The organism is Rathayibacter sp. AC451 (assembly GCF_979253095.1).
This window is the reverse complement of the sequence record NZ_CEEDBD010000001.1, coordinates 1602453-1628180: the sequence shown is the minus strand read 5'-3', so window position 1 is coordinate 1628180 and position 25728 is coordinate 1602453. Positions and strand designations below refer to the sequence as shown.

Genomic DNA, 25728 nt, shown 5'->3' with positions numbered 1-25728 from the left:
CGGGGGCCTCTCCGGCCCCTGCTCCGCGGCGCCCGCACTCCGCACGACGCACGACCACCAGAGAGGCACACGCATGAAGTTCACCGACGGGTTCTGGCAGACGAGGGCCGGATTCACCGCCCTGTTCGCGCAGGAGGCGTACGACATCCGCGCCACCGGCTCCGCGCTGGAGGTGATCGCGCCGACGAAGGTCATCCAGGGTCGGGGCGACGTGCTCAACCGCCCGGCCCTCACCGTCACGGTCTCCTCGCCCGCCGAGGGCGTGGCGAAGGTGCGCATCGAGCACTGGCGCGGCACCGCCACCCGTCCGGGCTTCGCGCTGGCCGAGGGATCGGTGGGCGAGGCGAGCGTCACGGAGGCGGGCGGAGTGCTCCGCACGGGCGACCTCGAGGTCCGCGTCGCGCAGGGCGCACCCTGGTCGCTGGAGTTCTGGGACACCGCGACCGGCACCCGTCTCACCGGCTCCGGCCACAAGTCCCAGGGCTATCTGACGGGGCCCGACGGCGACCCGTACGTGCACGAGCAGCTCGACCTCGGCGTCGGCGAGCTCGTCTACGGTCTCGGCGAGCGCTTCGGACCGTTCGTGAAGAACGGCCAGACCGTCGACGTCTGGAACGCCGACGGCGGCACCTCCTCGGAGCAGGCCTACAAGAACGTCCCCTTCTACCTCTCCAACCGCGGCTACGGCGTGCTCGTCAACGACCCCGGGCTCGTCTCGTTCGAGATCGGCTCGGAGTCGGTCGAGCGCGTGCAGTTCTCGGTCGGCGGCGAGGCGTTGGAGTACCTGGTGATCCAGGGCCCGACGAAGAAGGACGTGCTGCGCCGCTACACGGGGCTCGCCGGCCGCCCCTCCGTCGTGCCCGCGTGGAGCTACGGCCTCTGGCTGACCACGAGCTTCACGACGAGCTACGACGAGGACACCGTCAACTCCTTCATCGACGGCTTCGCCGAGCGCGAGCTGCCGCTGTCGGCCTTCCACTTCGACTGCTTCTGGATGCGCGAGTTCCAGTGGACCGACCTCGAGTGGGACTCCCGGACCTTCCCCGATCCCGAGGGCATGCTCGCCCGCCTGCACGACCGGGGCCTGAAGACCTGCGTCTGGATCAACCCCTACATCGCCCAGGCCTCGCCGCTCTTCGCGGAGGGCCGCGAGAAGGGCTACCTGCTGAAGACGACGTCGGGTGACGTCTGGCAGTGGGACCTCTGGGTGGCCGGCATGGCGCTGGTCGACTTCACGAACCCGGAGGCGACGCGCTGGTTCCAGGACAAGCTGCGCGTCCTCGTGCGCCAGGGCGTCGACTCCTTCAAGACCGACTTCGGCGAGCGGATCCCGGCCGAGGGCGTGGTCTGGGCCGACGGCACCGACCCGGAGGCGATGCACAACTGGTACACCCAGCTCTACAACCTCGCGGTGCACCAGGTGCTCGTCGAGGAGCTGGGGGAGGGACGCGCGACTCTCTTCGCCCGCAGCGCCACGGTCGGCGGGCAGGCCCTCCCGGTCCACTGGGGTGGCGACAACACGTCGTCCTACGTGTCGATGGCCGAGACCCTCCGCGGCGGCCTGTCGCTCGCGCTCGGCGGGTTCGGCTTCTGGGCCCACGACATCGGCGGCTTCGAGGGCACGCCCGACCCGGGCGTCTTCAAGCGCTGGTTGGCCTTCGGACTGCTCTCCTCGCACTCCCGACTGCACGGCTCGACCTCGGTGCGCGTGCCCTGGGAGTTCGGCGACGAGGCCGTCGACATCACCCGTCGCTTCACCGAGCTCAAGCTCTCGCTGATGCCGTACCTGTACGCGGCGGGGGCGGAGGCGGCCCGCGAGGGGATCCCGGTGATGCGGCCGATGACGCTCGAGTTCGAGGACGACCGGAACGCCTCTCACCTGGACACGCAGTACATGCTCGGCCACGACCTGCTGGTCGCCCCGGTGTTCACCGCCGACGGCTCGGTCGAGTTCTACCTGCCCCGCGGCCGCTGGACCAGCTGGTGGACCGGCGAGACCACCGACTCGACGGGGGAGTGGCGCCGCGAGGTGCACGGCTTCGACACCCTGCCGCTCTACGTGCGCGAGGGGGCGGTGGTGCCGGTGGGCTCCCGGACCGACGTGGCCGAGTACGACTACCTCGACGGGCTGGAGCTCCGGGTGTTCCCGGGAGGCGACGGCGTGCGCGAGGTGCGCGTCGTGGCGCACGACTCCGGCGACGAGACGGTCTTCACCGTCAGCCGCTCGGGCGCCGACGTGAGCGTCGACGGGCCAGAGGGCAGCTGGACCTGGAGCCGCGCGGGGGCGTGAGCCTGCGGACTGTCGGCTGAGAGGAGGGGATATCGCCTGACAGCGGTCATCCCCTCCTCTCAGCTGACGATGCGCGCGGCCGACGGCTGCGATGCGCGCGGCGGGGGTGCCGAGAGCCGCCGATAGGCTGATGCGAGACCAGAGGAGACCGCGGAATGCCCGATCACGCGACGCGCGGCAACACTCTCGACCGGGTCCGACGCCACAACCTGGCCGCGATCCTGCGCCTCGTGCACCGCGGCGGCCCCCGCTCGCGCTCGCAGCTGACGCGGGCCACCGGGCTCAACCGGTCCACGATCGCCGCGCTCGTGGGCGAGCTGGTGGAGCTGGGCATCGTGCGCGAGCGCGATCCCGACACGCTCAATCAAGTGGGGCGGCCGAGCCCGATCGTCGAGGCCGACCCGCGGGTGGTCGCTTTCGCCGTGAACCCAGAGATCGACGCCGTGACGGTCGCCGTGGTCGGCTTCGACGCCGAGGTGCGCCGCCGCCTCCGCCGCACCGCGATCGTGCCGACCGCCGAGGCGGCGGCCGCGCTCGCCGCGGACGCGATCGCCGAGCTGCGCGCCGAGCTGCCCGCCGACGCCCGGACGGTCGGCATCGGAGTTGCGGTTCCCGGCCTCGTCCGCGACGCCGACGGTCTCGTCCGCACCGGCCCGCACCTGGGCTGGAGCGACGAGCCGTTCTCGCGGATGCTCGCCGACGCGACCGGACTGCCCGTCCTCTCGGCCAACGACGCCAACCTCGGTGCGCTGGCCGAGAGCGTGCTCGGCGCCGGCCGCGACGTCTCGCACCTGATCTACCTCAACGGCGGCGCGAGCGGCGTCGGCGCCGGCGTGATCGTCGGAGGCGCCCCGCTGCACGGCATCGACGGCTACGCGGGCGAGATCGGCCACACCCTCGTCAACAGCGCGGGGGTCGACTGCCACTGCGGCGCCGTCGGCTGCCTCGAGACCGAGGTCGGCCGCGCCGAGCTGCTGCGCGTGCTGGGCCTGGAGGAGAGCGAGCGGCTGGAGGAGGCGCTCGCCGCCTCCGACGACCCGGCCGTCCGCGCCGAGGTCGAGCGCCAGCTCGGCCACCTCGCGGTGGCGCTGCGCAACGTCGTCAACATCTTCAACCCGCAGCTGGTCGTGCTCGGCGGGTTCCTCGGCGCCCTCGTCGGCGTGGCGCCGGGGTTCCTCGAGGAGCGCCTGACGCACGGCGGGCCGTTCCGGGTGGCGCTGGACTCCGTCCGCATCGCGCGCACCGAGCTCGGCGGCGACCTGCTGATGATCGGAGCGGCCGAGCTGGCGTTCGAGCACCTGCTCGCCAATCCGCTGGCCGCGCCGCTGCATCCGCTCGGCCCGTGACGGCCGGGGCTTGGGCAGGGTGGCGGTAAGCGTTTACCCTGCTGGAGAACCACCGGGACCGGGCACCACCGTCGGCGCCCCGGCCCGCACCACCGCTGCGGCGGTCGAAGGAGAGAGCACATGCCCGTTCGCTACGGAGGCGACTACAACCCCGAGCAGTGGCCGAAGGAGGTGTGGCCCGAGGACGTGACACTGATGAACCGCGCCGGCGTGAATCTCGCGACGGTGGGCGTCTTCTCGTGGGCGCACCTGGAGCCGCGCGACGGCGAGTTCGACTTCGCCTGGCTCGACGAGGTCCTCGACGGCCTGCACACCGGCGGCGTGCGCGTCGACCTCGCCACCGCCACCGCGTCCCCGCCGCCGTGGCTGAGCCACGAGCACCCCGAGATGCTGCCCGTCACCGCCGACGGAGTGGTCCTCGGAGTCGGCTCGCGCCAGCAGTACGCGCCGTCCTCGCCCGTCTACCGCCGCTACGCCGCGCGCCTGGTGCGCAAGCTGGCCGAGCGCTACGCCGGCCACCCCGCGCTCGAGATGTGGCACATCGGCAACGAGTACGGCTGCCACGTCTCGCACGACTACTCCGAGTCGGCGGTCCTCGCGTTCCGCGAGTGGCTGAGCGCGAAGTACGGCAGCATCGAGGCGCTCAACGAGGCCTGGGGCACCGCCTTCTGGTCGCAGCGCTACTCGAGCTTCGAGGAGGTGCGGCCTCCCGCGGCGATGCCGACGCTGCCCAACCCGACCCAGCGCCTGGACTTCGACCGCTTCTCCTCCCGCCAGCTGCTCGAGTGCTACCTGGCCGAGAAGGAGATCCTGCGCGAGTACTCGCCCGAGACTCCGATCACCACGAACTTCATGGGGCTCTTCAAGCCCGTCGACTACTGGGCCTGGGCCCCGCACGTCGACGTCGTGTCCGACGACCTCTACCCCGATCCCGCCGACCCGGAGGCGCCCTTCACCGCCGCGGTCGCGCGAGACCTCATGCGCTCGCTCGGCGAGGGCCGCCCGTGGCTGCTGATGGAGCAGGCCACCAGCGCCGTCAACTGGCGCCGCAGCAACGCGCCGAAGAAGCCCGGGCAGATGCGCGCCTGGAGCTACCAGGTGCTGGGCCGCGGAGCCGACGGCATCCTCTTCTTCCAGTGGCGGCAGTCGCGCGCCGGCGCCGAGAAGTTCCACTCGGGGCTCGTGCCGCACGGCGGCCCCGAGACCCGCGTGTTCCGCGAGGTCGAGGAGCTGGGCGCCGAGCTCGGCCGCCTCGACGAGATCCTCGGGACCGAGGTGGAGTCCCGCGTCGCGATCGTCTTCGACTGGGACAGCTGGTGGTCGATCGAGCAGGACGCGACTCCGGGAGCGATCGACTACGCCGCGCACGTCACCGCGTGGCACCGCGAGTTCACCCGCCGTCACGTCACGGTCGACTTCGTGCGCGCCTCCGGGCCGTTCGACGGCTACGACCTCGTCGTCGCGCCCGCACTCTTCGCGGCCCGGGCCGAGGATCTGGCCGGCCTCGCCGCGTACGCGGAGGGCGGCGGGCACCTCGTCACGACGTTCCAGAGCGGCATCACCGACGAGGACGCGCACATCACCGAGGGCGGCTACCTCGGCGCGCTGCAGTCGACGCTCGGCGTGCGCGTCGAGGAGTTCGCTCCGCTCGCCTCCGCCGACGCCTTCTCGGACGAGCTGCCCGACTCGACGGTCACCGGTTCGCTGGAGGGCGTCGTCACCCGCTGGCGCGAGTACCTGCACGCCGAGGGCGCCGAGGTGCTCGCGCGCTTCACCGACGACCTCGACGGCTGGCCGGCGATCACGCGGCGCGAGACGACCGGCGGCGGATCCGCCTGGTACGTCGCCACCTGGCCCGCGCCCGAGCTCCTGGGCACCGTCGTCGAGCGCGCGCTCGCCGACGCGGGCGTGGAGGGCGTCGTCGCCGAGCCGATCGAGGGAGTGGAGCTCGTGCGCCGCGGCGCGCTCGTCTTCGCGATCAACCACGGCCGCTCCGACGCCGTCGTGCCGATCGCAGGAGTCGACGTGCTGTCCGGCGAGCGCGCCGACTCCGTCACGCTGGCACCCCAGGGGGTCGCACTGCTGCGGGTCGGATGAGAGCGCTCACGGCGTCGAGCCCCGTCGATCACGTCCCCGGATGAACTGATAGTCGAATCAATTCGATCGAGGGTGAGTGCAGGAGCGCCCGCGGCGGTTAGCGTGAGGAGCGGTGCAGGGATGCGAGCATCCCGCGCCGCTCCTCGCGGCCGTTCCGGCGCCGCTCCCGCACGATTCCGCCCCGCTCCCCGCGCCTCGCGCAGGAAGGCCTCCGTGACCACCGTCGCCCCGACGCCCACCGGCTCCGTCCCCGTCCACCGCCACCCCGGCGACGCTCTGACCACCCGTCAGCGCCTCGTCTACGTCATCGTCCTGGGAGCGCTCACCGCGCTCGGGCCGTTCACGATCGACCTCTACCTCCCCGCCTTCCCGGTGCTGCAGGACGAGCTGAACGTGTCGGAGGCGGCGGTGCAGCTGACGCTGACGGGCACGACGCTCGGCTTCGCCCTCGGCCAGCTGATCGTCGGCCCGTGGAGCGACGCGGTCGGCCGGCGCCTGCCGCTGATCCTCGCCACCGCGGTGCACGTGCTCACCTGCATCGGCGCCGCGTTCGCCCCCGACATCGTCTGGCTCGGCGTGTTCCGCGTGCTGATGGGCGCGGGAGCAGCGGCCGGCGGTGTCGTGGCGATGGCGATGGTCCGCGACCTCTTCGGCGGGCGTCCGCTGGTCCTGATGCTCTCCCGCCTGGCGCTGGTCTCGGGCCTGGCGCCCGTGCTCGCCCCGGTGATCGGCTCGCAGCTGCTGCTGGTCATGGACTGGCGCGGCGTGTTCGTGTTCCTCGCCGCCTACGGCCTCGTCGTGATGATCGCCGTCGCCCTCCTCATCGTCGAGACCCGCCCCCGCACCGCCCGGGGCGACCGCGACCGCCGCTCGCTGCTGCAGCGCTACCGCTCCGTGCTCGGCGACCGCCAGTTCGTGGGAGTGGCGCTCATCGGCGGCATGACCTTCGCCGGCCTCTTCACCTACCTCTCCAGCTCGGCCTTCCTGTTCCAGGGCCTCTACGGCTTCGATCCGCAGCAGTACGGCCTGCTCTTCGCCGTCAACTCGCTCGGAGTGGTCGTGGGCGTCCAGGCGTCCTCGCGGCTCAGCCGCCGCGTCGGCCCGCAGTGGATCCTCGCGATCACCACGATCTCGCTGTTCACCACCGCCGGGCTCATCGCGCTCTTCGACGCGCTCGGCTTCGGACTCTGGGGCACGCTGGTGCCGCTGTGGCTCTTCATCGCGTCGTGCGGCTTCAGCTTCCCGTGCGTGCAGGTGCTCGGACTCGTGAACCACGGCAAGGAGGCGGGCACCGCGGCGTCGCTGCTGGGCGCCGTGAACTTCGGCATGGCGGGGATCCTCTCGCCGATCTCGGGGATCTTCGGTGCCTCCTCCGCGATCCCGATGGCGCTGGTGATGATGACGACCGCGGGGATCTCGATCCTGGCGCTCTGGCTGATCGTGCGGCCGCGCACCGTGGCGGCGCTGCAGGACTGACGCGGCGGCTCCGCGCCCCGCGCGCAAGCCCCTGCACGTGAACGTCCGGCGGGGGAGGATGTCGGGATGGTGAACCGCGAGAACCGATCGACGACCGAGCCCGCCTCCGCGAGCCCCGATGCGGTGCAGCGCGAGCGGATGGGGACGTCCGCCCCGTCCGCCGATCCCGCGGCGACCAAGGTCCTCACGCAGGAGGTCGCGCACCGCGTCTCGCGTCGCTGGCCGCTCATCTCGGCGTCGATCGCCCTGCTCCTCACGGTGATCCTGGCGATCATGATCGCCTACCGCCCGACCACCGCCTTCGGCTTCGACGTCGAGTGGATGGACGAGATCGTCGAGCACCGCTCGAACGTCTGGGACATCCCGGCCCTCGTCATGAACACGGTCGGCGCGGGCATCACCGGCACGGCGATCATCCCGCTGGCCATCGTCGCCGTCCTGCTCGTGTTCCGCAGGCGCTGGGCCGCGCTGTACTACGCCGTCGCCGCCCTGGTCAGCGTCGGCCTGACGCAGCTCGTCAAGGAGCTCGTCGGCCGCGCCCGCCCCGAGGACATGCTGGTCACGAGCGACTACGGCTCGTTCCCCTCCGGCCACACGGCGAACGCGGCGACGACCGCGATGGTGCTCGCGCTGGTCTTCCCGCTGGTCTGGGTCTGGATCGCGGGCTTCCTCTACTCCGTCGCCATGATGGCCAGCCGCACGTACCTCGGCGCGCACTGGCTGAGCGACACCATCGGCGGCCTGCTCCTGGGCGTCGGAGTCGCGCTCGTCGTCTGGGCCCCGCTCGCCGGGCGCCTGCGCAGCGAGAGCGAGCTGCCGCATCCGCCGATCTGGGTCAAGCGCTCGGACGTGCGCTAGGGCCTGTTGAACACGAGATCGCCGTCGCGAGCACGGCCTGGTCGTGCGAGCTGCAAGGAGGAAGCCGAAGGTCGATGCGGGCATCGACCGAGGGTTCCGACGCCGCAGATCGTGCGATCAGGCCGAGCGGAGCTCGCGAGATCGTGTTCAACAGGTCCTGGTCAGGAGCCGAGCGGCGCGAGCCCGTCGAGCTCGTTGAACGTGTAGACGTGCAGCCCGTGGAGCCGGTCGCCCGCGGCCTCCTCGAGTCAGGAGACGAAGGCGGTGGGATCGAACCGCCGGCCGCGCAGCAGGCCGCCCGCCACCGAGGTGCTCCGCTTCAGGAACCCCAGCGAGGAGCCCACGCCGATCCTTGCGCCCAGGCTCAGCAGCTTCGCCCGCTCGACCGGTCCCGGCACCCCGGCCCACAGCTCCGCCTCGATGCCCTCCGCCCGGAGAAGCTCGGCGTAGCGCACCACGGCGTCGACGTCGAAGCACATCTGCGTGACGATCGAGCGGAGGAAGGGCGCCCGCTCGCGCAGGTGCGTCAGGATGCTCTCGTCCGAGAGGTGCGGGTGCCCCTCCGGGTACCCGGCGATGCCGACGGCCAGGTCAGGCGTGATCTCGACGGCGTCGCGGAGGAGCTCCAGGCTCGTCGAGTAGGTCCCGCTCGCCTTCTTCGCGTCACCCGACACGACGAACACCTCGTCGATGCCGCTGTCGCCGAGCCGGCCGAGCGCCCGCTCGAGGGCCGGGCGCCCTTCGACGTTGCGCGCGGCGAGATGCGGAACCACCCGGAAGCCGAGTGCGGCGAGCTCGACGGCCGCGTCCAGCGTCCGCTCGGTGCCGTGCTGCGGGAGGCTCGTGACGGTCAGGGTGATCGCGGGCGGCTCGGCGAACGCGCGGCGGGCCCGCTCGGCGATGTCGTCGGACGGGATGATCTCGAAGCGCGTCCTGGTCACCCGTCCACCCTCCCACGACCCGGTGTCGGAGGGTCGCCCTAGCCTGGAGGCGTCCGCCGCCCGGCGGCACGGAGGGAGTCGCATGTACCTGGAGGCCGGCCGCGTGGTCACGAGCCCCACCGACCTCTCGAACTGGGCGGCCTGCGAGTGGGCGGTGCTCCGGCGCTTCGACGCGATGCTGGGCCGGTCGCCGCGGCTGGACCCCGTGGTCGACGCGATGCTCGACCGCACCGCCGTCCTCGGCGACGAGCACGAGCACCGCTTCCTGGCCGAGCTGAAGCGGACCCACGACGTCCTCGAGTTCGAGCGGCCCGAGCCCGCGGGGTACACGGCCGCGGCCGACGCCGCCGTCGAGGCGATGCGCGCCGGGGTCGACGTCCTGTTCCAGGCCACGTTCTTCGACGGCGCGTTCATCGGCTTCTCCGACTTCCTCCTCCGCACCGCCGACGGCGCGTACGAGGTCTACGACACCAAGCTCGCCCGGCACGCCAAGATCCCGGCGCTGCTTCAGCTGGCCGCCTACGCCGAGCAGATGAGCGCCCGCGGGATCCGCGTCGGCGAGCAGGTGCACCTCGTGCTCGGGGACGGCACGGTCACCAGCCACGAGCTGGCGTCCATCGCGCCGGTCCAGCGCGTGCAGCGGGCGCGCCTGCGCGCGGTGCTGGACGAGCGCCTGGCTGCCGACGAGCCGCTCGCCTGGGGCGACCCGCGCTACGCGGCCTGCGGGCGCTGCCCCGTCTGCGCTCCCGAGGTGCAGGCGCACCGCGATCCGATCCTCGTCGCCGGGATGCGGCTCGACCAGCGGGCGAAGCTGGTGGCGGCCGGGGTCTCGACCCTCGACGCGCTCGCCGAGCACGACAGCCCGGTCCCGGGGATGGGGGCCGGCACCCTCGACGCCCTCCGGGCGCAGGCGCGCCTCCAGGTGCTGTCCGAGTCCTCGCCGGTGCCCGCCGTCGAGGTCGTCGACGCCTCCGTGCTCGCCGCCCTGCCCGCTCCCGACCCGGGTGACCTCTTCTTCGACTTCGAGGGCGACCCGCTGCACACCGAGGACAACCGCGAGTGGGGCCTCGACTACCTGTTCGGCATGGTCGACGACCAGGAGGGGTTCACGGCCTTCTGGGCGCACGACCTCGGCGCCGAGCGGCGGGCGCTCGTCGACTTCCTCGCGTTCCTGCGCGAGCGCCGCTCCCGCTACCCCCGGATGCACGTCTACCACTACGCGTCCTACGAGCGCACGCACCTGCTCTCGCTCGCCCTGCGCCACGGCGTCGGCGAGGAGGAGGTCGACCAGCTGCTGCGCGACGGCGTGCTCGTCGACCTCTACCCGGTGGTGCGGCGGGGGCTCCGGGTGGGCTCGCGCAGCTACTCCATCAAGAAGCTCGAGCCTCTCTACATGGGGTCCGAGCAGCGCGACGCGTCCGGAGTGACGAACGCGGCCGACAGCATCGACGTCTACGTGAAGGCGCGCGCCGCGTTCGCCGACGACCCCGTGAAGGGTCAGCGCGAGCTCGATCTCGTCGCCGAGTACAACGCCTACGACTGCCGCTCCACCCTGCGCCTGCGCGACTGGCTGCTGTCGCTCGCGCCGCCCCGCGACGAGCCCCTGCCGCTCGTCGAGGTCGACCTCCCGGTTCCGCGCGAGCCCGATCCGACGGCCGTCGCCCTGCTCGAGCAGGTGGCGGGCGTCGAGCCGTGGGAGCGGACGGCCGACCAGACCGCCCTGGCCCTCGCGGGCGCGGCGATCGACTACCACCGCCGCGAGGCCAAGACCTTCTGGCAGGAGCACTTCGACCGCCTCCGCCAGCCCCTCGACGAATGGGCCGACGTCCGCGACGTCGTGATGATCGACCGGGTCGAGGTCGTCCGCGACTGGTCGAAGCTCCCGAAGGCGCGCACGCAGTCGCGCGAGCTGCGGATCCTCGGCCGACTCGCGCCGGGGAGCAGGCTCGGCACCGGATCCTCGCCCTACCTCGTCTACGACGCCCCGCCGCCGCCCGGAGCGCCGTCGCCCGGACCCGGGCTGCGCGGCGCGTCCGACCGGTCCGAGATCCTCGCGGTCGACGACGACGGCGAGCGCATCGTCCTCCTGCTCAAGGAGGGGCTGAGGGCGGGGGAGGACCCGCACGACGACACCCCCGTCGCGCTGGCGCCCGCGCCGCCGCCTCGGGCGGCCCCGCAGCCCGAGGCGATCGCGGAGTGGGGCCGCGAGGTGCTCGACGCGCTGCCTGAGCTCCTGCCCGATCCCGCGCTCGACGTGCTGCGTCGGAGGCCGCCCGCCGCGGTCGCCCCGGTCGACGGCGACGACGTGATCGGTGCCGTCGTCGAGACCCTGCTCGGGCTCGACCGGGCCACCCTCGCGGTGCAGGGCCCGCCCGGCACCGGCAAGACCTACGTCGGCTCGCACGTCATCGCCCACCTCGTGCGCGAGCACGGCTGGCGCGTCGGCGTCGTGGGTCAGTCCCACTCCGTCGTCGAGAACGTGCTCACGGCGGTCGTGGGCCGAGGAGTCGATCCGTCGCGCGTCGCCAAGGTGCCCAAGAACGGCACCTCGGCCGAGGCGCTCGAGGCGGTCGCCTGGGCGCCCGTGAAGAACGGAGCGGCGCTCGCCGCGGTGCTCGCCGAGGGTGGCGGCTGCGTCGTCGGCGGCACCGCGTGGACCTTCGCGAACGCGGGCACGGTGCCCCGCCGCTCCTCGACCTGCTCGTCGTCGACGAGGCGGGCCAGTTCTCGCTCGCGCCCACGATCGCGAGCGCGCTCGCGGCCGAGCGCCTCCTGCTCCTCGGCGATCCGCAGCAGCTGCCCCAGGTCAGCCAGGGCTCGCACCCGGAGCCGGTGGACGAGTCGGCGCTCGGCTGGCTGGCCGACGGCCACGACGTGCTGCCCGCCGAGTACGGCTACTTCCTCGCGCAGACCTACCGGATGCACCCCGAGCTCGCCGCCGCCGTGTCCGAGCTGTCCTACGAGGGCGCCCTGACGTCGCGGGCGCCGGAGGAGCGCCGCCTCGAGGGCGTCAGGCCGGGCCTGCACTCCGTCCCGGTCGTGCACGCCGGCGACACCACGTCCTCGCCCGACGAGGCCCGTCGCGTCGTCGAGATCGCCCGGTCGATGATCGGCCGCACCTGGGTCGACGAGCACGGCGAGCGGAGCCTCACCGCGGCCGATGTGATCGTGGTCGCGCCCTACAACGCGCAGGGCGGTCTGCTGCGCGCCGCCCTCGACGCGGCGGGGCTCGACGAGACGGCCGTGGGCACCGTCGATCTCTTCCAGGGACGCGAGGCGGTGGTCGCGATCGTCTCCCTCGCGGCGTCCTCGGGCGCCGACGTCCCGCGCGGGCTCGAGTTCCTCCTCCTGTCCAATCGGCTGAACGTGGCGATCTCCCGCGCGAAGTGGGCGGCCTACCTCGTGCACTCGCCGGCGCTCGCCGCCTCGCTGCCCACCTCGCTCGTCGGGCTCGAGCGGCTGTCGCGCTTCATCCGCCTGCTCGAGCGGGGTGCGGGGGCGCCGGAGTGACGGAATCGGTGGCCCACGGGCCGCCTCAGCGATGTTCTCAGCGGCCATCGACGTGGTGGACGACGCGATCCGTCGCTACGGTGGGGGCATGAGAATCCTCCTAGTCGGCGCCGGCGGCGTCGGCGACGCCTTCGCCCGGATCGCCGCCCGTCGCACCTTCTTCGAGCAGGTCATCGTCTGCGACTACGAGCTCGCCCGGGCCGAGCGCACCGTCGCCTGGATCGCCGAGCGCCACGGCGTCGAGGGAGTCGAGGACCGCTTCGTCGCCGCCCGCATCGACGCCTCCGACGCCGAGAGCGTCGAGACCGTGGCGCGCGCTCACGGCGCCACCCACGTGATGAACGCCGTCGAGCCCAAATTCGTGCCGACGATCTTCGCCGGAGCGCTCGCCGCCGGAGCGGACTACGTCGACATGGCCATGAGCCTGTCGCGCCCGCACCCCGACGAGCCGCACGCGCAGACGGGGGTCAAGCTCGGCGACGAGCAGTTCGAGGCGGCGGGGGAGTGGGAGTCGCGCGGGCGGCTCGCCCTCGTCGGCATGGGCGTCGAGCCCGGCCTCTCGGACGTCTTCGCCCGCTACGCCTCCGACCACCTCTTCGACGAGATCGACGAGCTGGGCGTGCGCGACGGGGCGAACCTCGTGGTGCGCGACGAGAGCGGGGCCGAGGTCTTCGCTCCCTCCTTCTCGATCTGGACGACGATCGAGGAGTGCCTGAACCCGCCGGTGGTCTACGAGGAGGGACGGGGCTGGTTCACCACGCCGCCCTTCTCCGAGCCCGAGGTGTTCGAGTTCCCCGAGGGCATCGGCCCCGTCGAGTGCGTCAACGTCGAGCACGAGGAGGTGCTCCTCATGCCGCGCTGGCTCGAGGCGAAGCGGGTCACCTTCAAGTACGGGCTCGGCGAGCAGTTCATCGGCGTCCTGCGCACTCTGCACCTGCTGGGCCTGGACGGCGTCGAGCCGATTCGGGTGCGCTCCTCGGAGGGCCCCGTGATGGTCGCTCCGCGCGACGTGGTCGCGGCCGCACTGCCCGACCCCGCGGGCATCGGCCCCCGCATGACCGGCAAGACCTGCGCGGGCCTGTGGGTCAGCGGCACGAAGGACGGCGCCCACCGCGAGGTGTACCTCTACCACGTGAGCGACAACGAGTGGACGATGGCCGAGTACGGCGCCCAGTGCGTGGTCTGGCAGACGGCGCTGAACCCCGTCGTGGCCCTCGAGATGCTCGCCACCGGCGCCTGGTCGGGCGCGGGGGTGCTCGGTCCCGAGGCGTTCGACGCGGCTCCGTTCCTCGAGCTGATGGCGCGCCCGATCGAGGAGGGCGGGTACGGCCAGGCCTGGCACGTCCGCGAGGACACGCGACCCTAGGCTGAGCGCATGACCAACGACGACGGGCTCGCCTCGGCGAGGGACGAGGCGCGAGCGGCACTCGAGGCCGCCCGCGCACTGCAGGCCGAGGCGGCTCGGGCCCTCGAGCGCGCCGAGGCGGCCGCCGCGGCTCTGGGCGCCGTCTCGGGTCCGGAGGAGGCGAGCGCGGTCGTCGACGACGTCCGGCTCGTCGAGGCGGTGCAGGGCGACGCGGCTCCCGAGGCGGCTCCGGCGGCCCCGGGCCCCCTCGCCGAATCGTCCGTCGACGCCGTCCGCGCCGGCTACGCCTTCGCCGGCCCGGTCCTCGAGCTCGGCGCCCTCGTCAACGGCGAGGCCCGTCCCGACGTCCCCGTCCGCCTGCCGCTCGGCATGCTCAACCGCCACGGTCTCGTCGTGGGCGCGACCGGCACCGGCAAGACCAAGACGCTGCAGGTCCTCGCCGAGCAGCTCTCGGCCGCCGGAGTCCCGGTGTTCGCCGCCGACATCAAGGGCGACCTCTCGGGTCTCGCGACCCCCGGCACCGCCGACGAGAAGCTCCTCGCCCGCACCCGAACCATCGGCCAGGAGTGGCGGGCGGACGCGTCTCCCGCCGAGTTCTTCGCCCTGGGCGGCATCGGCACGGGCATCCCCGTGCGCGCGACCGTCACCGGCTTCGGCCCGCTGCTGCTGTCGAAGGTCCTGGGTCTGAACGCGACCCAGGAGTCGAGCCTCGGCCTCGTCTTCCACTACGCCGAGGGCGAGGGCCTCCCGCTCGTCGACCTCTCGGACCTGCGCGCCGTGCTCACCTACCTCGTCGGCGACGAGGGCAAGGGAGCTCGCCGAGCTGGGCGGTCTGTCCAAGGCCACCGCGGGCGTCATCCTCCGCGAGCTCATCGCGTTCGCCGACCAGGGCGCCGACGTGTTCTTCGGCGAGCCCGAGATCGACACCGCCGAGTTCCTCCGCACCACCGCCGACGGCCGCGGCGTCGTGAGCCTGCTCGAGGTCCCCGGAGTCGCGGACCGGCCCGCGCTCTTCTCGACGTTCCTGATGTGGCTGCTCGCCGACCTCTTCAACGACCTGCCCGAGGTGGGCGACCTCGACCGCCCGAAGCTCGTCTTCTTCTTCGACGAGGCGCACCTGCTCTTCCGCGACGCGTCGAAGGACTTCCTCGCGGCGATCACCCAGACCGTGCGCCTCATCCGCTCGAAGGGGGTCGGCATCGTCTTCGTCACGCAGACGCCCAAGGACGTCCCGGGCGACGTCCTCGCGCAGCTCGGCTCGCGCATCCAGCACCAGCTGCGCTCCCACACCCCCGACGACGCGAAGGCGCTGAGAGCCACCGTGTCCACGTACCCGGAGTCGGACTACGACCTCGGCGAGACGCTCCAGGCCCTGCCGATCGGCGAGGCGATCGTGACGGTCATGAACGAGCGCGGAGCCCCCACCCCGGTAGCCTGGACGCGTCTGCGCGCTCCGCAGGGCTCGATGTCGCCGACCCCGGAGTCGGAGCGGGAGGCGAGCGTGCAGCGCTCCCCGCTGCTCGCGCGCTACGGCACCGCGCTCGACCGCGACTCCGCCCGCGAGATCCTCACCCGTCGGCTCGACGCCGCCGCCGACGCGGAGGAGGAGCGCCTCGCCGCCGAGGAGCGCGCCGAGGAGGAGGCCCGCCTCGCGAAGGAGCAGGCCCGCCGCGAGAAGGAGCGCGAGGCCGCCGAGCGCCGCGCCGACGCCGCTGCCGAGCGCACCCGCCGCCGCACCGCGCCGACGACCCGCAGCCGCACCTCCCGCGCCGACAAGGGCGTCGTCGAACAGGTCCTCGAGTCCTCGGTCGGCAAGACCCTGCTCCGCGAGGTCGTCCGAGGCATCTTCGGCACCGCCCGCCGCCGCCGCTGACGGGGCCGCCGCCGCCGCTGACGGGGCCGTCTGCGGCGTTGTCCTCGGTCGCGATACCGCCGGTATCGCTTCCTCGTCCGCCTTGCAGCCGACCCCGTCAGCGGCGGCGGCCCTGTGGGCGCCTCGACGAGGGCGGGCGGCGGCCCTGCGGGCGCCCCTCCAGGGGGTGGCGGCCCTGCGGGCACCACCTGCTGATCGAGGAGCGCGCGCAGCGCGCGTATCGAGATCGACCCGCGCCGGAGGACCCCGCTAACGCCCGCGTGTTAGCGTCACTCCTCGTGACCGAGAGCCTCAGCACCCGAGACCGCATCCTCCGGGCGACCGCCGAGCTGCTGGCCGAGGGGGGCCGCGACGCCGTCTCGACCCGCGCGATCAGCTCGGCGGCCGGCGTCCAGGCGCCCACCATCTACCGCACCTTCGGCGACCTCCGCGGACTGCTCGACTCCGTCGTCGCCGCGGGCGTCGCCGACGCCCTGGCCGAGTTCGAGCGCGGCGACGCCCCGGAGGATCCCGTCGACGCACTCCGCGCCGCCTGGGACCAGCACGTCGCCTTCGGACTCGCGCAGCCGCACGTCTACGCCCTGATGTTCACCGCCCGGCCGGGGGAGGAGTCGGAGGCGGCGCGCCTGTCCCGCGGTGCGCTGCTCGCGCACGTCCGCGCCGTCGCGGAGGCCGGACGGCTCACCGTCGATGTCGAGCACGCCGCCCGGCTGCTCCAGTCGGCGGCCCTCGGCTGCACTCTGACGCTCACCGCCGGCCACGACGGCGACGACGACCTGTCCTCGCGTTCCCGCGATGCGGTCCTCGCGGCCATCACGACGTCGGAGGCGGGACCGACCGATCCCGCGGCCCGCGCCCTCGTCGCCCACGCGGTCGCCCTGCGCGCGGCGCTGGGCACGGTCGACGTGCTGAGCGACGCCGAGCGGATGCTGCTCGAGGAGTGGCTCGTCCGCATCGCCCGCTGATCCGCGTCGCCCGTTGACGCGTATCGACCGCCGACGCGGTTCCGACCCTCGCCACCGGTCCCCGCGGGAAAAGGAGAACGGTGCCCGTGCTGGCGAGAGCGACGGACACCGTTCGGCGGAGGATGGGGGATTCGAACCCCCGAGGGCTTTCACCCAACACGCTTTCCAAGCGTGCGCCATAGGCCACTAGGCGAATCCTCCAGGCGCGACCGTGATCGCGACCTCATGCACACTACACGGAACCGAGGCCCGCTGCAGACCACGGGGCGCTCGTCACCTCCCGCGGATCGGGTTAGACTGTCTCCCGGCTCCCCGCGTGGCGCCATCCAGGCCAACTCCCCCAGGGCGGAAACGCAGCAAGGGTAACCGGGCTCTGGCGGGTGCGCGGGGGGTCTTCCTCCGTTAACGGGACCGCACGGCTCCTCCCCAGCCCGCCCCGCGTGCACGCTCTCCCATCCTGGAGCGACTGCCCAGTCTCGCCGCGGGCCCCGTCGGTAGGGTGGCTCCGATGGTCCAGAGCATCTACATCTCGTCCGCTGAAGGTCACTCCGGCAAGTCCACGGTCGCCCTCGGCGTCCTCGACATGCTCAGCAGCCAGGTGCAGCGGGTGGGCGTCTTCCGCCCCATCGCCCGCTCCACCTCCGAGCCCGACTACGTGCTCGAGATGCTGCTCGGCCACTCCGACTCAGGTCTCGCCTACGACGACTGCATCGGCGTCACCTACGAGGACGTGCACGCCGACGGCGAGGCCGCCCTCTCGCGCATCGTCGAGCGCTACAAGGGCGTCGAGGCGCAGTGCGACGCCGTCGTGATCCTCGGCTCCGACTACACCGACGTCGGCAGCCCCACCGAGCTGGGCTACAACGCCCGCATCGCCGCCAACCTCGGGGCCCCCGTCCTGCTGGTCCTCACCGGGCGCGACGTGTCCCGGAGCGAGCAGCTGGGCCAGGCGCCCGCGCGCACCCCGGAGGAGATGCGGCAGATCACCGAGCTCGCCGCGGTCGAACTGCGCACCGCGCACGCCACGCTCATCGGAGTCATCGCCAACCGCGCCGATCCCGCCACCGCCCCCGCCGCCGTCGAGGCGATCCGCGGGGGACTGCCCGCGGGCGTCCCCGTCTGGGCCATCCGCGAGGATCCGTTCCTCGTCGCCCCCAGCGTGTCCCGGCTCGTCGAGGCGGTCGACGGGGTCGTCGTCGCCGGCGACCCCGAGCTGCTCGGCCGCGAGGCGCTCGGCGTCGTCGTCGCCGGCATGTCGATGGTCAACGTGCTCCCGCGCCTCATGGAGGGCGGCGTCGTCATCGTCCCGGGCGACCGGCCCGAGGTCGTGCTCGCGGTGATCATGGCGCACGCCTCCGGCAACTTCCCGACCGTCTCGGCGATCATCCTCAACGGCGGCTTCGAGCTGCCCGAGCCGATCGTCCGCCTGATCGAGGGCGTCGACACCCCGCTGCCGATCATCATGACCGAGCTCGGCACGTACGACACCGCCGTGCGCGTCACGGCCGCCCGCGGGCGCCTCGCCGCCGACTCGCCGCGCAAGCGCGACACCTCCCTCGCGCTCGTCGAGGAGGCGATCGACGCGGTCGAGCTGCTGACCCTCCTCGACGTGGGCCGGTCCGACGTCGTCACGCCGCTCATGTTCGAGTACGGGCTCATCGAGCGCGCCCGCATCGCCGACCGCCACATCGTGCTGCCCGAGGGCGGCGACGACCGCATCCTGCGCGCCGCGGCCACCGTGCTCAAGCGCGGCATCGCGCGCCTGACGATCCTGGGGGAGGAGTCGGAGGTGCGCGGCCGGGCCGCGGGCCTCGGCGTCGACATCGACGGCGCACGCGTGCTCAGCGTCCTCGACCCCGAGCACCGCGCGCGGTTCGCCGAGGAGTACGCCCGCATCCGCGCGCACAAGGGCATCACCTACGACCACGCCTTCGACACCGTCACCGACGTCTCGTACTTCGGCACGATGATGGTGCAGCTCGGCCTCGCCGACGGCATGGTCTCGGGCGCCGCGCACACGACGGCGCACACCATCCGCCCCGGTTTCGAGATCATCAAGACCAGCCCCGGCGTCTCGGTGGTCTCGAGCGTGTTCCTGATGGCGCTCGCCGACCGCGTGCTCGTCTACGGCGACTGCGCGGTGAACCCCGATCCCACCGAGGCGCAGCTGGCCGACATCGCGATCTCCTCGGCCGAGACCGCGCAGCAGTTCGGCATCGATCCGCGCATCGCGATGCTCTCGTACTCCACCGGCGAGAGCGGGGCCGGGGCCGACGTCGAGAAGGTGCGCGCCGCGACGGCGCTGGTGCGCGAGCGCCGTCCCGACCTGCTGGTCGAGGGTCCGATCCAGTACGACGCGGCAGCCGACGCCGCCGTCGCCGCCTCGAAGATGCCCGGCTCGCAGGTCGCCGGCCGCGCCACCGTGTTCATCTTCCCGGACCTCAACACGGGCAACAACACCTACAAGGCGGTCCAGCGCTCGGCCGGAGCCGTCGCGATCGGCCCCGTCCTGCAGGGCCTCCGCAAGCCCGTCAACGACCTCAGCCGCGGCGCCCTCGTCCAGGACATCGTCAACACCGTCGCGATCACGGCCATCCAGGCCGCGACGCAGGCGATCGTGCCGCCCACCTCCGCCATCCCCGTCGTGCGCTGACGCCACCCGCGTCGCCGCCCCTCCGACCCCGACCCCCAGGAGTCCCCTCATGTCCGTCGTCCTCGTCGTCAACAGCGGTTCGTCGTCGTTCAAGTACCAGCTCATCGAGATGACGACGGAGGAGACGCTCGCGAGCGGCCTCGTCGAGCGGATCGGCGAGGAGACGGGTCGCACGAAGCACACCCGCGACGGCGAGAGCATCGAGATCGAGGGTCCGATCCCGGACCACACGGCCGGCTTCGACGCCATGATCCGCGCCTTCGACGAGAACGGGCCGAGCCTGTCGGAGTTCCCGCCCGTCGCGGTCGGGCACCGCGTCGTGCACGGCGGCAAGCGCTTCTACGAGGCGACGGTCGTCACCGACCTCGTCAAGATCAACATCGAGGACCTCTCCGACCTCGCCCCCCTGCACAACCCGGCGAACCTCGAGGGCATCGAGGCCGCGCAGAAGGCGTTCCCCGACGTGCCGCACGTCGCCGTCTTCGACACCGCGTTCCACCACACCCTGCCGCCCGAGGCCTCGACGTACGCGATCCCGGCCGAGCTCGCCGACAAGCACCGCATCCGCCGCTACGGCTTCCACGGCACGTCGCACAAGTTCGTGTCCGAGGCCGCCGCCGCCTACCTCGGCCGCCGCCGCTCCGATCTCAGGACGATCGTCCTCCACCTCGGGAACGGCGCGTCGGTCTGCGCGGTCGACGGCGGAGCCTCGGTCGAGACCTCCATGGGCATGACCCCGCTCGAGGGGCTCGTCATGGGCACTCGCTCCGGTGACCTCGACCCGGCGGTCGTCTTCCACCTCGCCCGCAAGGCGGGCCTCTCGATCGACGAGCTCGACGCGGTCCTCAACCGCCGCAGCGGCCTCCTGGGCCTCTCCGGCCGCGGAGACATGCGCGACGTGCAGGAGGCGTCGGAGGCCGGCGACGAGAAGGCCGCCGCCGCCCTCGAGGTCTACTACCACCGCCTCCGCCACTACATCGGCGCGTACTACGCCCAGCTCGGCCGCGTCGACGCGATCGTCTTCACCGCCGGAGTCGGCGAGAACGTCCCCGCGGTCCGCGCCGGCGCCCTCCGCGGCCTCGAGGGCCTCGGCATCGAGCTCGACCCCGAGCGCAACGCGGCCCGCGACCGCGGAGCCCGCCGCATCTCGACCGACGACTCCCGCGTCGCCGTCCTCGTCATCCCCACCAACGAGGAACTCGAGATCGCCCGGCAGTCCTTATCGGTCGTCTAGCGGGCCGCTAGACGACCCGCGGTCGGCTTCCGAAGTGGTCGCGTTCCCAGGAGCGGGGTGCGTCGGGCTGCCCTGAATCGCTGGCACGCGATTCCGGGTCGCGGCCCTCTGCGCGTGGCGGCTGGTCGGTGGGGGACGGGGCTTCGCCCGTCCGCTTCCTGATGTCGGTCGCCTCGCCCCCTCGCTGGTCGAGTAGCCCCGTGGGGCGTATCGAGACCCCCGTGTCCGAGAGTGCCGTCATCCGCGTTACCAGCTCTTGTCCGCAGGCCCGACCTCGGTTCCAGCTGCTGGTCGCGGAGCCCTGAAGGGGCGTATCGAGACCCGCCCACGCCCGGGGTGCTCCGCCCTGCTCGCGGCCCGCGTCGACGAGGGACCGCGTCCGTCCCACCTCCGCGTCAGGGCGCTCCGACCCGTTCTCCCTCGCCCCGGCCCGGCACCACGACGGCGATCTGGCGGCGGAGGTGCGCGAGGAGGGTCGGCAGCGGATCGCCGAGGTGGAGGGTCGCCGTCGTCGTCACGTGGATGACGGACGTGATCACGCGGGCGCGGATCGCCGCATCGAGCCGGTCGATCCTGCTGTCCAGGCGCAGGATGCCGCCCACCCCCTCCTCGAGCCGCTGCGACAGGGCCAGGCCTTCGCGGCGGTGCTCCTCCTCCGGGTCGCCGGACACGAGCTCGTGCAGATAGATCCGCCCGTTCTCCGGATGCTCGCGGACGCAGGCGACGACGGGCGTGATCAGGGCGAGGACCCTCTCGAGGGCGTCACTCGCCGGCGCCCGGGCGGCGGCGAGCCCGTCGTCGATGGCCGCTCCGAACTTCCGGTTCTGCACCATGACCAGCAGCTCGGCCTTCGTCGCGGCGTAGAGGTAGAGCGTGCCGATCGCCACGTCGGCGCGGTCGGCGATCTGCTGGGTGGTCACTCCGCCCACTCCCCGCTCGGCGAAGAGCGCGCGCGCCGCCTGCTCGATGCGGCGCTGCTTGTCCTCCTTCGCCCGCTCACGACGGCCCGGCGGCTTCTCCTCCGAACCCATGCGACTCCTCGTTGACAAAATTACTGAGTGTGCTCATGCTTGAGTCTACTCGGATGAGCGGGGAGGAGCACCTCCCGCCGCCGGATCGGACAGGAGACCGGATCGACATGGCAGGGTCATCGAACGCGGAGGCGGGACGGGCGTCCTTCCTCGGTGCACCGACGCGCCGACTGCGCGTGCGCGGCGAGGACGTCGTGTACCGCGACCTCGGCACCGCCCGCGACGGAGTGCCTCCGCTCGTCGCCCTCACCCGCCTCGGCGCCGATCTCGACAGCTGGGACCCGGAGGTCGTCGACCCGCTGGCCGCCGAGCGCCGGGTCCTGCTGATCGGGTACCGCGGGGTCGGCGGCTCGGGCGGCGGGGTGCGACGGTCCTTCGAGGAGGCGGCCGACGACCTCATCGCCGCGGTCGGGGCGCTGGGGCTCGAGCGGATCGACCTCTTCGGCCAGTCGATGGGCGGGATGGTCGCCCAGGCGGTCCTCGAGCGGGCACCGGCCCTCGTCGACCGCGTGGTCCTCGCGTCGACCGGCCCGGAGGGCGGGCCGGGCCTCACCCGGATGACCGGCGTGATGGTCCGCACCATCCTGCGAGGGGCGCTGACCGCCACCGACCCCACGGCTCTGCTCTTCTTCACCCGCACTCCGGTCGGCCGCCGGGCGGCGGTCGAGCACGACGCGCGGCTGAAGCGCCGTCGGGCCGACCGCGACCGTCCGGTCCCGCTCGGTGTCCTCCGCGCCCAGCTGCAGGCGGTGAAGCGCTGGGGCGGGCAGCCGGCACCCGGACGCACGTTCCCCCAGCCCGCGCTGATCCTGCACGGCGATGCCGACCGCATGGTCCCGCCCGAGAACACCGAACCGCTGCGCCGCCGCTTCGACGACGCTCTCGTGATCGTCTTCTCCGACTCCGGCCACGGAGCGGTGCCCCAGAACCGGCTCGCCGTCCTCGACGCCGTCCGGACCTTCCTCCGCCGCTGATCCGCGACCCGCACACCTCACCAGGAGACACCCCCCATGCGAGCATTCGTCCTCGACGCCTACAAGCAGCCCCTCCACGAGACCGACGTCGCCGAGCCCGTGGTCGGCCCCCGCGACGTCCTCGTGCAGGTCGCGGCCGCCGGCCTCAACCAGCTCGACGAGAAGATCCGGGCGGGGGAGTTCACGACGCTCCTCCCGTACAAGACGCCGTTCGTCCTCGGGCACGACGTCGCCGGCACGGTCCTGCGCGTGGGTGCCGAGGTGCGCCGGGTGCAGGTCGGCGACAACGTCTACGCCCGCCCCCGCGACCACCGCATCGGCACCTTCGCCGAGCGGATCGCGATCGACGAGGCCGACGTGGCCCGCGCCCCGTCCTCGATCAGCGCCGTCGACGCCGCCTCCCTGCCCCTGGTCGCGCTGACCGCCTGGCAGGCGCTCGTCGAGAGGGGGCGGGTCCAGCCCGGTCAGAAGGTGCTGATCCACGCCGGCTCCGGAGGCCTGGGCAGCATCGCGATCCAGCTCGCGAAGCACCTCGGCGCGCATGTCGCGACGACGGCCTCCGCCGCCAACGCCGACTTCGTCCGGGAGCTGGGTGCCGACGTCGTCCTCGACTACCGCTCGCAGGACTTCGAGCAGGAGCTCTCCGGGTACGACCTCGTGCTCGACAGTCTCGGCGGCGAGAATCTCGGAGAAGTCGCTCCGGGTCCTCCGGCGCGGGGGGAGGGGCCGTCGGCGTCTCCGGCCCGCCCGACCCCGCCTTCGCGAAGGCGAGCGGCATGAACCCGGTGCTGCGCCTCGCGGTCGCCGCTCTCAGCCGCAAGATCCGCGGGCAGGCGAAGAACCTGGGGGTGGGCTACGAGTTCCTCTTCATGCGCGCCAGCGGCGAGCAGCTGGACCGGATCACCGAGCTCGTCGACGCCGGGGCCCTGCGCCCGGTCGTCGGAGCGACGTTCCCCTTCCACGAGACGCCCGCCGCGATGGAGTCGCTGCACTCGTCCCGCGCCCGCGGCAAGACCGTCGTCCTCGGCCTCTGACCCCCACCCCTCCCCGCGCGACCGTTCCAGAAGGAGCACCCACCATGAGCGCCGCAGACCCCGTCATCACGTCCTACGCACTCGCCCCCGCGAAGAGCATCACCACGCACGGCAAGACCTTCGCGTACCGCGAGCTCGGCCCGGAGGAGACGGTCCCCGTCGTCTTCTTCGTGCACCTGGCCGCGACCCTCGACAACTGGGACCCGCGCATCGTCGATGCGATCGCCCAGAACCGCCGCGTGATCACCTTCGACCAGCAGGGCGTCGGCGCGTCCGGCGGCACCGTTCCGGGCACGATCGAGGAGGCGGCCGACGATGCGTACGCCTTCATCCGCGGCCTCGGCTACGACACGATCGACATCTTCTCGTTCTCGATGGGCGGCATGATCGCCCAGGACGTCGTCGTGAAGCACCCCGAGCTGGTGCGCAGGCTGGTGCTCACCGGCACCGGCCCGCGCGGCGGGAAGGACATGGACAAGGTCGTGGGAGTCACCTACTACGACCTCGTCCGCTCGGTCCTCGCCCGCTCCGACATCAAGGAGTTCCTCTTCTTCAACCGCGACGCCGCCGGCAAGAAGGCGGCGAAGGAGTTCGTCGGACGCCTGAAGGAGCGCACGGTGGATCGCGACGAGAAGATCAGCAACAAGGCCTTCACCACCCAGCTCAAGGCGATCCAGCGGTTCGGCCGCTCCGCCCCGTCGGACCTCTCGATCATCACCCAGCCGACCCTCATCGCCAACGGCGACAACGACCGCATGGTGCCGTCGGTGCTGTCCCGCGATCTGCACAGGCGCATCGCCGGGTCCGAGCTCGTCATCTACCCGAACTCCGGCCACGGCGGGATCTTCCAGTACTGGGAGACGTTCGCCCCGGTCGCCGTGAAGTTCCTGTCCGCCTGAGCCGGGAGACGTCGTACTTCGGCGCACCGTCTCCCGTGCTGGACGAGTAGCCCCGCACGACTCCTGCTGGTCGAGCAGCCCCGCAGGGGCGTATCGAGACCCCCGTCCGCCAGCAGCCCCGCGCTGAGGTCAGGTCCTCTGCTGATGGTGGATCTCGATACGCCCGCTGCGCGGCCTCCTCGATCAGCAGGCTGCAGCCACCCGTGCGGTGACTTCTCCTCAGAGACCCGCCGCCGCCGGACGGCGGTCGCCGCTCACCCCTCCCGCACCCGCTCCTCGCCCGAGTAGACGTTGAAGCCGGATCCGCGGCTGAAGCCGATCAGCGTGAGACCCGCCCGCCGCGCCAGGTCCACCGCCAGCGACGACGGCGCCCCGACCGCCGCGAGCAGCGGGATCCCCGCCATCACGGCCTTCTGCACCAGCTCGAACGACGCGCGCCCCGACACCTGCAGCAGCGTCCCGCGCAGCGGGAGCCGCCCCTCGCGCAGCCCCCAGCCCACCACCTTGTCGACCGCGTTGTGCCGACCCACGTCCTCGCGGAGGCAGAGCAGCGTGCCGTCGGCCTCGAACAGCCCCGCCGCGTGCACCCCGCCGGTCCGCTCGAAGAGGGCTTGCGCCTCGCGCAGCCGATCCGGGAGCGATGCGATCAGCTCCGACGAGGCCGCCACCCCGTCCTCGTCGACGGTCCACGCCGACTCCGTCGTCACCGCGTCCAGCGACGCGAGCCCGCAGACTCCGCACGAGCTGCTCGTGTACACCGATCGCTCCCGCTCCAGGAGCACCGCCGCGCGCCCGCCGCGCACGGTCGCATCGACGACGTTGTACGTGTTCTCGCCCGGACCCGAGCCGCTGGCGCAGTAGCGCAGCGCCGCGAGCTGGTCGGTCGCGGTGAGCACCCCCTCCGAGACCAGGAAGCCCGCGACCAGATCGAAGTCCTCGCCCGGGGTGCGCATCGTCACGCTGAACCGGCGGCCCCCCACGCGGATCTCGAGCGGCTCCTCGACCGCGAGCACGTCCTCTCGGCGGCGGTCCGGCTCCGCGAGTCGGACGGCGGTCAGTCGGGTCCTCGTGCTCGCGCGGCTCATGTCGGTCTCCTCTTCGAGCGGTGCTGTCCATCCTCGCACCGGCCGCGCGACACCGGGGCGCCCCTCCGATCCCCGGCTGCGCGACGTAGCATGCAG

The 25728-nt window shown here is 72.7% G+C and carries 16 protein-coding genes, 1 tRNA gene, 1 other RNA gene and 2 pseudogenes; 16 read left to right on the top strand and 4 right to left on the bottom strand.

The window, feature by feature from the left end; genetic code table 11:
- Positions 1–73: 73 nt before the first annotated feature.
- From yicI to AC0CID_RS07760, 5 genes are all read left to right on the top strand, one after another.
- On the top strand, positions 74–2290 hold the full coding sequence (gene yicI, locus AC0CID_RS07780; RefSeq protein ID WP_465226342.1) for an alpha-xylosidase: 2217 nt from the start codon (positions 74–76) through the stop codon (positions 2288–2290).
- A 155-nt stretch (positions 2291–2445) separates the two neighbouring features.
- Positions 2446–3636: an ROK family transcriptional regulator gene (locus tag AC0CID_RS07775; protein ID WP_207405240.1), complete on the top strand. Its 1191-nt coding sequence runs from the start codon at positions 2446–2448 to the stop codon at positions 3634–3636.
- Between the two features lie 120 nt (positions 3637–3756).
- Positions 3757–5733 carry a beta-galactosidase gene (locus AC0CID_RS07770; protein WP_465226341.1) on the top strand — a complete coding sequence of 659 codons (1977 nt, stop codon included), beginning with the start codon at positions 3757–3759 and terminating at the stop codon, positions 5731–5733.
- Between the two features lie 120 nt (positions 5734–5853).
- Complete coding sequence (locus AC0CID_RS07765) at positions 5854–7209, top strand: multidrug effflux MFS transporter (RefSeq protein WP_465226340.1); 1356 nt, start codon at positions 5854–5856, stop codon at positions 7207–7209.
- Positions 7210–7275: 66 nt separating this feature from the next.
- Positions 7276–8067, top strand: coding sequence for a phosphatase PAP2 family protein (locus tag AC0CID_RS07760; protein WP_465226339.1), 792 nt, complete (start codon positions 7276–7278; stop codon positions 8065–8067).
- A gap of 248 nt (positions 8068–8315) precedes the next feature.
- On the opposite strand, the gene AC0CID_RS07755 is transcribed toward AC0CID_RS07760, so the two are convergent.
- Positions 8316–9008 carry a methylenetetrahydrofolate reductase gene (locus tag AC0CID_RS07755; protein WP_465226338.1) on the bottom strand — a complete coding sequence of 231 codons (693 nt, stop codon included), beginning with the start codon at positions 9006–9008 and terminating at the stop codon, positions 8316–8318.
- Positions 9009–9090: 82 nt separating this feature from the next.
- Between AC0CID_RS07755 and AC0CID_RS07750 the strand changes: the two genes are divergently transcribed.
- The 5 genes and pseudogenes from AC0CID_RS07750 to AC0CID_RS07730 all read left to right on the top strand — a co-directional run bounded on the left by AC0CID_RS07750 (position 9091) and on the right by AC0CID_RS07730 (position 16722).
- On the top strand, positions 9091–11982 hold the full coding sequence (locus AC0CID_RS07750) for a TM0106 family RecB-like putative nuclease (protein WP_465226337.1): 2892 nt from the start codon (positions 9091–9093) through the stop codon (positions 11980–11982).
- On the top strand, positions 11928–12518 hold the full coding sequence (locus AC0CID_RS07745) for a C-terminal helicase domain-containing protein (protein ID WP_465228065.1): 591 nt from the start codon (positions 11928–11930) through the stop codon (positions 12516–12518). Before AC0CID_RS07750 ends, AC0CID_RS07745 begins: the two co-directional genes overlap by 55 nt.
- Positions 12519–12606: 88 nt before the next feature.
- Positions 12607–13884, top strand: a complete 1278-nt coding sequence (locus AC0CID_RS07740) for a saccharopine dehydrogenase family protein (RefSeq protein WP_465226336.1) — start codon at positions 12607–12609, stop codon at positions 13882–13884.
- Positions 13885–13893: 9 nt separating this feature from the next.
- Positions 13894–15757 (top strand): annotated as a pseudogene (locus AC0CID_RS07735) (helicase HerA-like domain-containing protein).
- Positions 15758–16035: 278 nt separating this feature from the next.
- Positions 16036–16722: a TetR/AcrR family transcriptional regulator gene (locus tag AC0CID_RS07730; protein WP_465226335.1), complete on the top strand. Its 687-nt coding sequence runs from the start codon at positions 16036–16038 to the stop codon at positions 16720–16722.
- A 116-nt stretch (positions 16723–16838) separates the two neighbouring features.
- Here the strand turns inward: AC0CID_RS07730 and AC0CID_RS07725 are convergent.
- Positions 16839–16923, bottom strand: a tRNA-Ser gene (locus tag AC0CID_RS07725).
- A 102-nt stretch (positions 16924–17025) separates the two neighbouring features.
- Here AC0CID_RS07725 and ffs point away from each other — a divergent pair.
- The 3 genes from ffs to AC0CID_RS07710 all read left to right on the top strand — a co-directional run bounded on the left by ffs (position 17026) and on the right by AC0CID_RS07710 (position 20609).
- An RNA gene (ffs, locus tag AC0CID_RS07720) (signal recognition particle sRNA small type) lies at positions 17026–17122 on the top strand.
- Between the two features lie 108 nt (positions 17123–17230).
- Positions 17231–19375, top strand: coding sequence for a phosphate acetyltransferase (gene pta, locus AC0CID_RS07715; protein WP_465226334.1), 2145 nt, complete (start codon positions 17231–17233; stop codon positions 19373–19375).
- A gap of 49 nt (positions 19376–19424) precedes the next feature.
- Positions 19425–20609, top strand: coding sequence for an acetate/propionate family kinase (locus tag AC0CID_RS07710; protein WP_465226333.1), 1185 nt, complete (start codon positions 19425–19427; stop codon positions 20607–20609).
- Between the two features lie 395 nt (positions 20610–21004).
- On the opposite strand, the gene AC0CID_RS07705 is transcribed toward AC0CID_RS07710, so the two are convergent.
- Entirely contained in the window at positions 21005–21640 is a 636-nt protein-coding gene (locus AC0CID_RS07705) for a TetR/AcrR family transcriptional regulator (protein WP_465226332.1), read from the bottom strand.
- Between the two features lie 107 nt (positions 21641–21747).
- Here AC0CID_RS07705 and AC0CID_RS07700 point away from each other — a divergent pair, with 107 nt between their 5' ends.
- The 3 genes and pseudogenes from AC0CID_RS07700 to AC0CID_RS07690 all read left to right on the top strand — a co-directional run bounded on the left by AC0CID_RS07700 (position 21748) and on the right by AC0CID_RS07690 (position 24547).
- On the top strand, positions 21748–22614 hold the full coding sequence (locus AC0CID_RS07700) for an alpha/beta fold hydrolase (RefSeq protein ID WP_465226331.1): 867 nt from the start codon (positions 21748–21750) through the stop codon (positions 22612–22614).
- Between the two features lie 36 nt (positions 22615–22650).
- Positions 22651–23648, top strand: a pseudogene (locus AC0CID_RS07695) (NADP-dependent oxidoreductase).
- A 44-nt stretch (positions 23649–23692) separates the two neighbouring features.
- Positions 23693–24547: an alpha/beta fold hydrolase gene (locus AC0CID_RS07690; protein WP_465226330.1), complete on the top strand. Its 855-nt coding sequence runs from the start codon at positions 23693–23695 to the stop codon at positions 24545–24547.
- A gap of 254 nt (positions 24548–24801) precedes the next feature.
- Here AC0CID_RS07690 and fdhD read toward each other — a convergent pair whose 3' ends face one another.
- Positions 24802–25632 (bottom strand): formate dehydrogenase accessory sulfurtransferase FdhD, encoded by an 831-nt coding sequence (gene fdhD / locus AC0CID_RS07685; protein ID WP_465226329.1) that lies wholly within the window; start codon positions 25630–25632, stop codon positions 24802–24804.
- Positions 25633–25728 lie beyond the last annotated feature (96 nt).